The following is a 13466-nucleotide window of genomic DNA, read 5'->3' on the forward strand; positions in this document are numbered from 1 at the left end:
GTCGGGCGGACTACCAGCGGTAGTGGGCGAAGGCCTTGTTGGACTCCGCCATCTTGTGCATGTCCTCGCGACGCTTGACCGCGGCGCCGAGGCCGTTGCTCGCGTCGAGGATCTCGTTCATGAGGCGCTCCGTCATCGACTTCTCACGACGCGCGCGCGAGTAGTCCGTGAGCCAGCGCAGCGCGAGCGTCGTGGCACGCGCGGGACGCACCTCGACGGGGACCTGGTAGGTCGCGCCACCGACGCGGCGCGAGCGGACCTCGAGCGCGGGGCGGACGTTCTCGAGCGCGCGCTTGAGGACGACGACCGGGTCGCCGTCGGTCTTCGCACGGACGCCCTCGAGGGCGCCGTAGACGATCGACTCGGCGGTGGACTTCTTGCCGTCGAGCAGCACCTTGTTGATGAGCTGCGTGACGACGGGCGACCCGTAGACGGGGTCGACGATGAGCGGCCGCTTCGGGGCCGGGCCCTTGCGAGGCATCAGCTCTTCTCCTTCTTGGCGCCGTAGCGGCTGCGGGCCTGCTTGCGGTTCTTCACGCCCTGCGTGTCGAGCGCGCCGCGCACGATCTTGTAGCGCACACCCGGGAGGTCCTTCACACGACCGCCGCGCACGAGCACGATGGAGTGCTCCTGGAGGTTGTGGCCGACGCCGGGGATGTAGGCCGTGACCTCGACCTGGGAGGAGAGCTTCACGCGAGCGACCTTGCGCAGCGCGGAGTTCGGCTTCTTCGGGGTGGTGGTGTACACGCGCGTGCACACACCGCGCCGCTGCGGGGAGCCCTTGAGGGCGGGGGTCTTCGACTTCCCCACCTTCGAGGTCCGCCCCTTGCGGACGAGCTGCTGGATCGTAGGCACTACGTCTCCGTGTCTTCTCGAGCTACCGGGGCTATCCCCGATGGTGGTCGTGCTGGCTGCTGGAGCCGATCGCACGAGGCACCCGCAGCGCGAGACACGCTGCAGCAGCCACCTACCACCGGCTCGATGGTCCGTCCCCCGCCCGCGGGCACGAAGGCGCCGCATGGACCGGGATCCGGAGCGCCCGGGCACTCACATCGGCCCGTCCGGAGCCCGCTGCGCGGAGGTGGGAGCGATCGCTCGCTGACACCGCCCCGCCAGGGACATCACGGAGGGCCCGACGGCGCGGGCACGGTTTACCAGGTTACCTGCCGTCCGGCAGGTAGTCAAAGGAGCAGGTCACGGCCCGCCGTCGGCGGGTGGTGCGCTCCCCCGGGACGCCGAACGGGTGCCCAGCGGCGCCCGCACACGAGGTGCGGGACGCCGTCGGGCACCCGTCCGGCCGTCGGGGACGTCAGCGGTAGTCGCCGAAGTCCAGGTCCTCGAGCGGGATCGCCTCGCCGGAGCCCATGCCGAGCGCCGGGAAGTCGATCTCGTCGTAGCCGAAGCTCGGGTAGAGCTCCGTCTTGGCCTGCTCGGTCGGCTCGACCTGGACCTTGGTGTACCGGGGCAGACCGGTACCGGCCGGGATGAGCTTACCGATGATGACGTTCTCCTTGAGGCCGAGGAGCGGGTCGCGACGACCGCTCATCGACGCCTCGGTGAGCACGCGCGTCGTCTCCTGGAAGGAGGCCGCCGACAGCCACGAGTCCGTCGCGAGCGACGCCTTCGTGATGCCCATCAGCTCGGGACGGCCGGAGGCCGGCTGGCCACCCTCCGCCACCGCGCGACGGTTCGCGTCCTCGAAGCGGCCGCGCTCGGCGAGCTCGCCCGGCAGGAGGTGCGAGTCGCCCGAGTCGAGCACGGTCACGCGACGCAGCATCTGCCGCACGATGACCTCGATGTGCTTGTCGTGGATGTCCACGCCCTGGGAGCGGTAGACCTCCTGGACCTCGTCCACCAGGTGCTTCTGCGTAGCGCGCGGGCCGAGGATGCGCAGGACCTTCTTGGGGTCCACCGCACCCTGGACGAGCTGCGTGCCGACGTTCACGTGGTCGCCGTCCTGCACGAGCAGGCGGGCACGCTTCGTCACCGGGTACGCGATCTCCTCCGAGCCGTCGTCCGGCGTGAGGACCAGACGGCGCGAGCGCTCCGAGTCGTCGATCGCGATGCGGCCCGAGAACTCCGCGATGGGCGCCTCACCCTTGGGGGTGCGGGCCTCGAAGAGCTCCGTGACACGCGGCAGACCCTGCGTGATGTCGTCCGCGGAGGCCACACCACCGGTGTGGAAGGTACGCATCGTCAGCTGGGTGCCCGGCTCACCGATCGACTGGGCGGCGATGATGCCGACCGCCTCGCCGATGTCGACGAGCTTGCCCGTGGCGAGCGAGCGCCCGTAGCACTTGGCGCACGTGCCGACGCGCGACTCGCACGTGAGGACCGAGCGGACCTTGGCCTCGCGCACGCCCGCGGCCACCGCGGCGTCGATGAGGACGTCGCCCGCGTCGTCGCCGGCCTTGCCGACGACGTTCCCGTCGGGGTCGACCAGGTCGGCCGCGAGGGTGCGGGAGTAGACGCTCGTCTCCACCTTCGGGTGGCGCACGAGCTTGCCCGCGAGCTCCTCCGCGATCGGCAGGGTCAGGCCGCGCTCGGTGCCGCAGTCCTCCTCGCGGACGATGACGTCCTGCGACACGTCCACGAGACGACGCGTGAGGTAGCCCGAGTCGGCGGTCCGCAGAGCGGTGTCCGCCAGACCCTTGCGGGCGCCGTGCGTCGCGATGAAGTACTCGAGGACGGACAGGCCCTCGCGGTAGTTGGACTTGATCGGGCGCGGGATGATCTCGCCCTTCGGGTTCGCCACGAGACCGCGCATACCGGCGATCTGACGGACCTGCATCCAGTTACCACGGGCACCCGAGCCGACCATGCGGTACACGGTGTTGCGGTCGTTCGCCTCGAGGTTCTCGCGCATGACGGAGGCGACCTTGTCCGTCGCCTGGGTCCAGATCTCGATGAGCTCCTGACGGCGCTCGTCGTCCGTGATGAGACCACGGTCGTACTGCTGCTGGACCTTGAGCGCGCGCTCCTCGTGCTGCTCGAGGATCTCGGCCTTCGCCGCCGGCGTGGCGACGTCGGAGATCGCGATCGTGACGCCCGAGCGGGTCGCCCAGCGGAAGCCGGCGGCCTTCAGCGCGTCGAGCGACGCCGCGACCTCGACCTTCGGGTAGCGCTCCGCGAGCTCGTTGACGATCGCCGAGAGGCGCTTCTTGTCGACGACCGAGTTCACGTACGGGTAGTCGACGGGGAGCGTCTCGTTGAACAGCGCGCGACCGAGCGTGGTGTCGAAGAGGATCGGCTGACCCTCCTCCCAGCCCTCGGGAGCCTCGAAGCCGGAGACCGGCGGGACGAGGTCGGTCGTGCGGATCTTCACCTCGGCGTTCAGGTCCAGGGTGCCCTGGTCGAACGCCATGATCGCCTCGGCGACCGAGCCGAACGCGCGGCCCTCGCCCTCGGCGCCCTTGCGGTCGCTCGTCAGGTGGTACAGACCGATGATCATGTCCTGCGAGGGCATGGTCACCGGACGACCGTCCGACGGCTTGAGGATGTTGTTGCTGGAGAGCATGAGGATGCGGGCCTCGGCCTGCGCCTCGGCGCTCAGGGGCAGGTGGACGGCCATCTGGTCGCCGTCGAAGTCCGCGTTGAACGCGGCGCACACGAGCGGGTGCAGGTGGATCGCCTTGCCCTCGACGAGCTGCGGCTCGAACGCCTGGATACCGAGGCGGTGCAGCGTCGGCGCACGGTTGAGCAGCACCGGGTGCTCGGTGATGACCTCTTCGAGCACGTCCCACACGACCGGGCGGGCACGCTCGACCATGCGCTTGGCACTCTTGATGTTCTGCGCGTGGTTGAGGTCCACGAGCCGCTTCATGACGAACGGCTTGAACAGCTCGAGCGCCATCTGCTTCGGCAGGCCGCACTGGTGCAGCTTGAGCTGCGGGCCGACGACGATGACCGAACGGCCCGAGTAGTCGACGCGCTTGCCGAGCAGGTTCTGACGGAAACGACCCTGCTTGCCCTTGAGCATGTCCGAGATGGACTTCAGCGGACGGTTGCCCGGACCCGTGACCGGACGGCCACGACGACCGTTGTCGAACAGCGAGTCCACGGCCTCCTGGAGCATCCGCTTCTCGTTGTTGACGATGATCTCCGGGGCGCCCAGGTCGAGCAGCCGCTTGAGGCGGTTGTTCCGGTTGATCACGCGGCGGTACAGGTCGTTCAGGTCGCTCGTCGCGAAGCGGCCACCGTCGAGCTGCACCATCGGGCGCAGGTCCGGCGGGATGACCGGGACGGCGTCGAGCACCATGCCGGTGGGCGAGTTCGTCGTGGTGAGGAACGCGTTGACGACCTTCAGGCGCTTGAGGGCACGCGTCTTGCGCTGCCCCTTGCCCGAGCGGATGGTCTCGCGCAGGGACTCGGCCTCCGCCTCCAGGTCGAAGTCCTGGAGACGCTTCTGGATCGCCGCGGCGCCCATCGAGCCCTCGAAGTAGGTGCCGTAACGGTCCTGGAGGGCGCGGTAGAGCATCTCGTCGCCCTCGAGGTCGGCGACCTTGAGGTTCTTGAAGCGGTCCCACACCTGGTCGAGGCGGTCGAGCTGGGCGTCCGCGCGCTTGCGGATCTGCGCCATCTCGCGCTCGGCCGAGTCGCGGACCTTGCGGCGCGCGTCGGCCTTGGCGCCCTCGGCCTCGAGCTCGGCCAGGTCGGCCTCGAGCTTCTGGGCACGGGAGTTGATGTCGTTGTCGCGGGCGTCCGCGATCTCCTTCTTCTCCAGGTCGATCTCGTTCTGGAGGTTGGGGAGGTCCTCCTGGCGGCCCTCCTCGTCGACCGAGGTGATCATGTACGCCGCGAAGTAGATGACCTTCTCCAGGTCCTTCGGGGCGAGGTCGAGCAGGTAGCCGAGGCGCGAGGGCACACCCTTGAAGAACCAGATGTGCGTGACGGGCGCGGCGAGCTCGATGTGGCCCATGCGCTCACGACGCACCTTCGAGCGCGTCACCTCGACGCCGCAGCGCTCGCAGATGATGCCCTTGAAGCGCACGCGCTTGTACTTGCCGCAGTAGCACTCCCAGTCCCGGGTGGGGCCGAAGATCTTCTCGCAGAAGAGGCCGTCCTTCTCGGGCTTGAGGGTGCGGTAGTTGATGGTCTCGGGCTTCTTCACCTCTCCGTGCGACCACGCACGGATGTCGTCGGCCGTGGCCAGGCCGATGCGCAGCTCGTCGAAGACGTTGACGTCGAGCAAGTTGTCCTACTTCCTTCGTCTGCCGGGACCGGCCGGGGCCGGTGCCGACGCCATAAAGACGGTTGGTGTGGGGGTCGTCGGCGGGAGCGGGGAGACCCGCTCCCGCCTGCCCGAGATCAGATCTCGTCGACGCTGGACGCCGCGTTCGGGCGGCGCGACAGGTCGATGCCGAGCTCTTCTGCTGCGCGGTACACGTCGTCGTCCGACTCCCGCATCTCGATGGAGACGCCGTCGCTCGAGAGCACCTCGACGTTCAGGCACAGCGACTGCATCTCCTTGAGGAGGACCTTGAAGGACTCCGGGATGCCCGAGTCGGGGATGTTCTCGCCCTTGACGATCGCCTCGTAGACCTTGACGCGACCGGGGACGTCGTCCGACTTGATGGTGAGGAGCTCCTGGAGCGTGTAGGCCGCGCCGTACGCCTCGAGGGCCCACACCTCCATCTCGCCGAAGCGCTGTCCGCCGAACTGCGCCTTACCACCCAGCGGCTGCTGCGTGATCATCGAGTACGGGCCGGTCGAGCGCGCGTGGATCTTGTCGTCGACCAGGTGGTGGAGCTTGAGGATGTACATGTAGCCCACCGACACGGCCTCGGGGAACGGCTCGCCGGAGCGGCCGTCGAAGAGACGCGCCTTGCCGTCGGCGCCGACCATGCGGTCGCCGTCGCGGTTCGGGATCGTCGTCGAGAGCAGGCCCGTGAGCGCGTCCTCGTGGACGCCGTCGAAGACCGGGGTCGCCACGGGGCGACCCGGCTCGGACGTCGCGGCGATCTCCGGGACGTTCTCCCGCCAGGAGAGGTCCTTGCCCTCGGCCAGCGAGATGTCCCAGCCCTGCTTCGCGACCCACCCGAGGTGCGTCTCGAGGACCTGACCGACGTTCATGCGGCCGGGGACGCCCAGCGGGTTGAGGACGACGTCGACCGGCGTCCCGTCCGCGAGGAACGGCATGTCCTCGACGGGCAGGATCTTGGAGATGACGCCCTTGTTGCCGTGACGGCCGGCGAGCTTGTCGCCGTCCGTGATCTTGCGGCGCTGCGCGATGTAGACGCGCACGAGCTGGTTCACGCCCGCGGGCAGCTCGTCGCCGTCCTCGCGGTTGAACTCGCGCACGCCGATGACCGTGCCGGACTCGCCGTGGGGCACCTTGAGGGAGGTGTCGCGCACCTCGCGCGCCTTCTCGCCGAAGATCGCGCGGAGCAGGCGCTCCTCCGGGGTCAGCTCGGTCTCGCCCTTCGGGGTGACCTTGCCGACCAGGACGTCGCCCGCGCCGACCTCGGCGCCGATGCGGATGATGCCGCGCTCGTCGAGGTCCGCGAGGACGTCCTCGGAGACGTTCGGGATGTCCCGCGTGATCTCCTCGGGGCCGAGCTTGGTGTCGCGCGCGTCGACCTCGTGCTCCTCGATGTGGATCGAGGAGAGCACGTCGTCCTGCACGAGACGCTGGCTGAGGATGATCGCGTCCTCGTAGTTGTGGCCCTCCCACGACATGAACGCCACGAGCAGGTTGCGGCCGAGCGCGAGCTCGCCCTCGTCCGTCGCCGGCCCGTCCGCGAGGACGGAGCCGGGCTCGATGCGCTGGCCCTCGTCGACGAGCACGCGCTGGTTGTAGCTCGTGCCCTGGTTGGAGCGGCGGAACTTCGCGATGCGGTAGCTGCCGGTCGTGCCGTCGTCGTTCGCGACGAGCACGAGGTCGGCCGAGACCTCGGTGACGACACCGGGCTTCGACGCGACGACGACGTCGCCCGCGTCGACGGCCGCGCGCCACTCCATGCCGGTCCCGACGAGCGGGGCCTCGGAGCGGACCAGCGGCACGGCCTGGCGCTGCATGTTGGCACCCATGAGGGCGCGGTTGGCGTCGTCGTGCTCGAGGAACGGGATGAGCGCGGTCGCGACCGACACCATCTGGCGCGGCGAGACGTCCATGTAGTCCACCTGCGCGCCGGGCACGATCTCGACCTCGCCGCCCTTGGTGCGCACGAGCACGCGCTCGTCCGCGAAGGAGCCGTCGACGTTGAGCACCTGGTTCGCCTGCGCGATGACGTGGCGGTCCTCGTCGTCGGCCGTGAGGTAGACGACCTCGTCGGTGACCTTGCCCGCCTCGACCTTGCGGTACGGCGTCTCGATGAAGCCGAACGGGTTGATGCGCCCGTACGACGCGAGCGAGCCGATCAGACCGATGTTCGGGCCTTCAGGGGTCTCGATCGGGCACATGCGGCCGTAGTGCGACGGGTGGACGTCGCGGACCTCCATGCCGGCGCGGTCGCGCGACAGACCACCCGGGCCGAGGGCCGAGAGGCGACGCTTGTGCGTCAGGCCCGCGAGCGGGTTGTTCTGGTCCATGAACTGCGAGAGCTGCGACGTGCCGAAGAACTCGCGGATGGACGCCACGACCGGGCGGATGTTGATGAGCGTCTGCGGCGTGATCGCCTCGACGTCCTGCGTCGTCATGCGCTCGCGCACGACGCGCTCCATCCGGGACAGGCCCGTGCGGACCTGGTTCTGGATGAGCTCGCCGACCGCACGGATGCGACGGTTGCCGAAGTGGTCGATGTCGTCCGTCTCGACGCGCACCTCGACGGCCTCGCCGTTCCGGGTGCCCGGGATGGACGCGTGGTCGGCGTGCAGGGCGGCGAGGTACTTGATCGTCGCGACGACGTCCGAGACGGAGAGCGTGGAGTCCGTGAGCGGCGCGTCGATGCCGAGCTTCTTGTTCGCCTTGTAGCGGCCGACCTTCGCCATGTCGTAGCGCTTGGGGTTGAAGTAGAAGTTCTCGAGCAGCGCGCGGCCGGCCTCGACGGTCGGCGGCTCACCCGGGCGGATCTTGCGGTACAGGTCGACGAGGGCCTCGTCCTGGGTGTGGACGTGGTCCTTCTCGAGCGTGTCGAGCACCGACGGGAAGTCGGCGAACTGCTCGCGGATCTCCGACTCGGTCAGGCCGAGCGCCTTGAGCAGCACCGTGACGGACTGCTTGCGCTTGCGGTCGACGCGCACGCCGACGGCGTCGCGCTTGTCGATCTCGAACTCGAGCCAGGCGCCGCGCGAGGGGATGATCTTCGCGGAGAAGATGTCCTTGTCGCTCGTCTTGTCGGCCGCGCGCTCGAAGTAGACGCCGGGCGACCGGACGAGCTGGGAGACGACGACGCGCTCGGTACCGTTGATGATGAAGGTGCCGCGCTCGGTCATGAGCGGGAAGTCGCCCATGAAGACCGTCTGGCTCTTGATCTCACCGGTGTTGTAGTTGACGAACTCCGCGGTGACGAAGAGCGGCGCGGCGTACGTGAAGTCCTTCTCCTTGCACTCGTCGGCCGTGTACTTCGGCGGCTCGAAACGGTGGTTGGAGAACGACAGCGACATCGAGGACCCGAAGTCCTCGATCGGAGAGATCTCCTCGAAGATCTCCTCGAGGCCCGACGTCGAGGGCACGTCCTGGCGGCCGGCCGCGGCCGCGGCGGCGACACGCGCCTGCCACGCCTCGTTGCCGAGGAGCCAGTCGAAGCTCTCGGTCTGGAGGCCCAGCAGGTCAGGGACCTCGAGGGGCTCGTAGATCTTGGCGAAGGAGAGGCGACGCGATGCGGTGCGGTTCGCGATGGCGTCGGCGGTCGGAGCAGAAGGGGTGCGCGAGGCAGCCAAGAGGGGTCCTTCCCTGCAGATCGAAAGAACGCTGCACCGCCGGGCTGGACACGATCACCGCCGCCACGACACCTCGCGGACGCGCACGTACGTCGACGAGGGGGTCGGGGGTATTTGAGATCGGGGGCACAGGACAGCGCAAAGCGTGAGCATAGCGCACCACGCATCGCAACACAACCCCGGGGCGTGCGACCCCGCCCGGACCCAGACGCCTCGCGTCTCACCGGTACTCGCGCGGGCCTCGTCGCCCGCCTCCGACCCGTCGTGCGGGTCGCGAACCTGCTGCCGTCGACCTCGCTGTCCTGCGTCGTCGACCCGCACATGGTGGCACACTCGTGGCCGTTCCGTGAAGCCGGTGCGCCCGCCCGGGTGCCCGACGACGTGCACGCCCACGTCTGCGCCGCGCTCCCCGGCCCGCCCGCGCCGTCGGGCGGCACGAACGACGACGAGGCCCGCACCCCGGGCGGGGTGCGGGCCTCGTGCGGCGTGCTGACCGGCCCCGTCAGGACGGGGCCGGCGAGATCACTTGAGGGTGACCGTGGCGCCGGCGCCCTCGAGGGCAGCCTTGGCCTTCTCGGCCGTCTCCTTGTTCGCGCCCTCCAGGACCGGCTTCGGGGCACCGTCCACGAGGTCCTTGGCCTCCTTCAGGCCGAGGGACGTGAGCGCGCGCACCTCCTTGATGACCTGGATCTTCTTGTCGCCGGCAGCCTCGAGGATGACGTCGAACTCGTCCTTCTCCTCCTCGGCCGGGGCGTCGCCCGAGCCACCCGCGGGGGCGGCGACCGCGACGGCGGCGGGGGCGGCGGCGGTGACCTCGAAGGTCTCCTCGAAGGCCTTCACGAACTCGTTGAGCTCGATGAGGGTGAGCTCCTTGAACTGCTCGATGAGCTCGTCGGTGCTGAGCTTCGCCATGATGGCGTTCCTTTCGGTCGGTGCTCGGCAGCGGCCCGGTGCGGGCCTGCCAGAAGCGGGGTGTGTGCTTGCGCTGCGTGGATCACGAGACCGGGGCGTGCCCCGGGCGCGGGATCAGGCGGCAGCGCCCTCCGATTCCTGCTTCTGACGCAGGGCATCGATGACGCGGGCGGCCTGGGCGGTGTTCGCGGTGAAGACGTAGGCAGCCTGGAAGAGCTTGGCCTTCATCGCGCCGGCCGCCTTGGCCAGCAGGACCTCGCGGGACTCGAGGTCCGCGAGCTTCGTGACCTCCGCGGCGGTCAGGGGGCGCCCGTCGAGGACACCACCCTTGATGACCAGCGCGGGGTTCGCCTTGGCGAAGTCACGCAGACCCTTGGCAGCCTCGACCGGGTCCCCGGTGACGAAGGCGATTGCCGACGGGCCCTGAAGGTCGGCGTCGAGTCCCTCGACACCGGCCTCCTTGGCCGCGATAGCGGTCAGCGTGTTCTTCACCACGGCGTAGGTTGCGTTGCCGCTGAGCGACCGACGCAGCTGCTTGAGCTGCGCGACGGTGAGCCCGCGGTACTCGGTCAGCACGGCAGCGTTCGAGTCGCGGAACTTGTCCGAGATCTCGGCGACTGCGGCTGCCTTGTCCGGCCTCGCCATGGCAATCCTTCCGGTGGTGGTACCACCGGCGTCCGTCCCGGAACGAGAACGAGCCCCGCGCAGGCGCGGGGCTCGCAGTCGCACGCGCGGCGGGGCCGGGCGGACGTCGTCGATTCGCTACCTGCGCTGGCCTCCACCTCGTGGTGGGACTTCGATCCGTCACGTCCTGCAGACGGAGTCTGCGGGCAGCATCGGACGACCGGCGGTCTTGGGTACACGCCCATCGTACGGGACGACGGCGGGTGCTCCAAACCGCTGCTCGGGGACGGCCGCTTAGCGGCCGAGTCGCGGCTCTGAAAGAACACTCTGCCCCGACCCCCCGTGGGGGGAACCGGGGCAGAGTGTTCTACTGAGCGAGAACGAACTCAGAGGCCCTGCGTGTACGGAGAAGCGGCAGCCACGACGGCCCCCGCGATAACCGAGGCCGTCGTGAGAGCAGCCGTGACTGCGAGGCGAACGGAACGGATCTTCATGTGGTCCCCCAGGTTGCTTCGGTTTCCACCATCTGTTGGTGGCAGACCGATCTTGGCGAACGGCTTGGAGCAGGTCAAGACCCTTCGGTGGCAAAGCGCGTCGTTGTCGCCCTACGGGTACTTAGACGACGAGCGGGCCGAAGCAGACGAGCGGGACGGGCTCGGGCTCGTCGGCGACCGCACGGGCGAGCGCCGAGCCGGGCATCGCGCCGTCGCGCAGCTCGGCGTGGAGCGACGGCATGACGCGCGCGGCGACGTCGTCGCGCAACGGGGCCACGCTCGCGACCACGGCGCGCGCGCCGAGCCGCAGGAGGACGCTCGTCAGGCCGAGCGACTCGCCGCCGATACGCGGCGTCGAGAGCCCCACCTCGCACGCCGAGAGGACCACGACCACACCGTGCAGGTCGATCCCGTCCAGCTCGTGCGCGAACAGCGGGCCGTCGGCCAGCCGCAGCGAGGAGAAGAGCGGGTTGTCGGTCTCGTGCGTCCCGTGCGCCGCGAGGTGGACCACCCCCGCGCTCCGGAGGCCCTCGGCCACCGCCTCGCACGTGGCGTCCTCGCCTGCGAGGGCCTCGGAGCCCTCCCAGACCGACGCGACGAGCTTGGCCTCCGCGCCCGAGAACCGCAGCCCGGGGCCCGCGACGACGAGCGCCTCGTCCGCACGCCGCGTCGGCTCCCCGACCCGCAGGTCCACCCACGAGTTCGCCCACGTCCTCCGGCCTCGCCGCGAGGGCAGCGAGGCCCACGGGAGCGCGAGCAGCAGGTCGCGCGCGGCGAGGTGCAGGTCGCCGTCGACCTCCAGGGGAACGACGAGCGCGTCGTCGAGCGCGGTCAGGGTGCGCGTGAGCGACGCGACCGCCGCCTCCCGCATCGGGACGGGGATGAGCACGTTCGAGAGGACCGCGAAGTCGGCCCGGGCCCGGCGAACCTGCTCCGCAACTGTCGCGCGCGGTGCGAGCCGCACGAGCCGCGTCCCCGCCGCGGACACGCGGACGGCGAGGACGTCGTCGCCCTCGACCACGAGGTCGGCGACCACGGCGTCGGAGCCCGCCGCGGCGAGCGCGGCCCGGAGCCGGCGCTCCGTCGTGGCTAGCGGGGTGGCGGCCTCTCCCCCGTGCTGCCAGGCGCGGCGGCGCGCGTCGTCCTGCAACCGACGCGCCGACCGCAGGTGGTCCTGGCGACGGGCGAGGTGCGAAGGGTCCGAGGGCACGCCGAGCGCGCGGGCGGCCTCGACCTCGCGGCGCGCCGCGGCGAGGAGGCCCGCGAGGACCGGGTCCGACGGAGGCCGCACACGGCCGGTTCCGGCGAACGCCGCGCGGCCCCGCTCGACCGCGTCGAAGATCGTCCCCGGGCGCCGCGTCCGCAGCGCTGCCGCCACGTCCACGTTGCCGAGCCGGACCCCGTGCACGGCCGACGCCGTCACCGCGTCCACGGAGCCGAGCCGCGCGCGGTGCTCGGCGAGGGCCGACTGGCCGCGCCGCACGGCCCGCACGCCGCCCCGGCGGTCCCCGGCCGCGAACGCGAGCTGAGCGAGCACGGCCTCGTGCTGCAGCCGCACGGGAAGCGGGGCGCGGTCGAGCCGCCCGGGAACCTGCGCCAGGACGTCCTGCGCGGCGGGAACGTCCCCCGCGGTCACGAGCCACTCGGCCGCGAGGAGCTGGGCCGGGATCGTCACGCCGAGACCGGCGGCTCCGCCGAGCGCCTCGCCTTCGCGCGCGAGGGCGAGCGCCCAGCCGGCGTGCCGCCGTGCCGTCGTCGGCGTCACACCGTCCGACCGGTGCTCCGTGAGCGCCGCCTGCAGCTCGGCGACGCGGGCTCGCAGCATCCACGGGGTGTTCCCGAGCCGGTCGAACCGGCGCGACGCCGACCGGGCCAGGCGGCGGGCGTCGGCGTAGCGTCGCAGGCCGAGCACGACGCGCGACCGCACCAGCTCAACCTCGGCGAGGTCGCGCAGCATGCGGTAGCGCGAGAGGTGCTCGCGCGCCTCGCGCAGCGCGTCGTCGGCCTCGGTCAGCAGGCCAGCGTCGAGCAGGACCTGCGCGCGATCGATCAGACCGACCGCGGCGTGCCGGTCCGGCGCCTGCTCCGCGGCCTCGTCCATCGCACGCAGCGCGACCGGGAGATCGCCACGGAGGTACTCGGCATACCCCAGGTTGTGGCGAGCCTTCGAGGCCAGCAGGACGTCGCCCGCAGCGTCGCCGCTCCCGACGGCCTCGCTCAGGTCTGCGGTCGCGCCGTCGACATCGCCGAGATCGAGGCGCAACGATCCTCGGTTGAGCAGGATCGTCGCGGTGTCCGGGTCGCCCAGGCGCCGGGCGAGGGCGACCGCGACCGACAGCTTCTCGTGCGCTTGGTCGAGATCTCCGGTGCGCCAGTCCAAGAAGGCTGCCTGACCCTCGACCAGTAGCGCGAACCGTAGCCGTTCTCGTTCCTCCGGCTCTTGGTCGAGCACAGCACGCATCGCCTCGATGCGCTGACGAGCGGCGCGGACGTCGCCGTCGAGCTCGAACCCGCAGGCGGCGGCGCCGATGGTGCTGCGCACGACGACATAGCGCTGCTCCGAGGTGGTCCACCGGTCCCCGCTCGAAACCAGAGCGCGTTCGTAGTGGCGGATCG

Annotated in this window: 7 protein-coding genes; all 7 read right to left on the reverse strand. The window is 70.5% G+C overall.

What is annotated here, in order from left to right; translation table 11 throughout:
- Positions 1-10: 10 nt before the first annotated feature.
- The 7 genes from rpsG to AC6CH9_RS07975 all read right to left on the reverse strand — a co-directional run bounded on the left by rpsG (position 11) and on the right by AC6CH9_RS07975 (position 13392).
- The gene (gene rpsG, locus AC6CH9_RS07945; RefSeq protein WP_047233808.1) at positions 11-481 is read right to left on the reverse strand and encodes a 30S ribosomal protein S7; all 471 of its coding nucleotides are present in this window, start codon (positions 479-481) and stop codon (positions 11-13) included.
- Positions 481-855 (reverse strand): 30S ribosomal protein S12, encoded by a 375-nt coding sequence (gene rpsL / locus AC6CH9_RS07950; protein WP_021479869.1) that lies wholly within the window; start codon positions 853-855, stop codon positions 481-483. Before rpsL ends, rpsG begins: the two co-directional genes overlap by 1 nt.
- 454 nt (positions 856-1309) lie before the next feature.
- Positions 1310-5191, reverse strand: a complete 3882-nt coding sequence (locus AC6CH9_RS07955) for a DNA-directed RNA polymerase subunit beta' (protein ID WP_498154388.1) — start codon at positions 5189-5191, stop codon at positions 1310-1312.
- Between the two features lie 116 nt (positions 5192-5307).
- A complete protein-coding gene (gene rpoB / locus AC6CH9_RS07960; protein ID WP_498154389.1) occupies positions 5308-8820 on the reverse strand; it encodes a DNA-directed RNA polymerase subunit beta in 3513 nt (1170 codons plus the stop codon).
- Positions 8821-9342: 522 nt separating this feature from the next.
- Positions 9343-9732 carry a 50S ribosomal protein L7/L12 gene (rplL, locus tag AC6CH9_RS07965; RefSeq protein WP_021483444.1) on the reverse strand — a complete coding sequence of 130 codons (390 nt, stop codon included), beginning with the start codon at positions 9730-9732 and terminating at the stop codon, positions 9343-9345.
- 114 nt (positions 9733-9846) lie between these two features.
- The gene (rplJ, locus tag AC6CH9_RS07970) at positions 9847-10377 is read right to left on the reverse strand and encodes a 50S ribosomal protein L10 (RefSeq protein WP_021483443.1); all 531 of its coding nucleotides are present in this window, start codon (positions 10375-10377) and stop codon (positions 9847-9849) included.
- A 594-nt stretch (positions 10378-10971) separates the two neighbouring features.
- Entirely contained in the window at positions 10972-13392 is a 2421-nt protein-coding gene (locus AC6CH9_RS07975) for a CHAT domain-containing protein (protein WP_498154390.1), read from the reverse strand.
- Between the last annotated feature and the right edge of the window lie 74 nt (positions 13393-13466).

It is taken from the genome of Cellulosimicrobium sp. GQ32 (assembly GCF_059758455.1).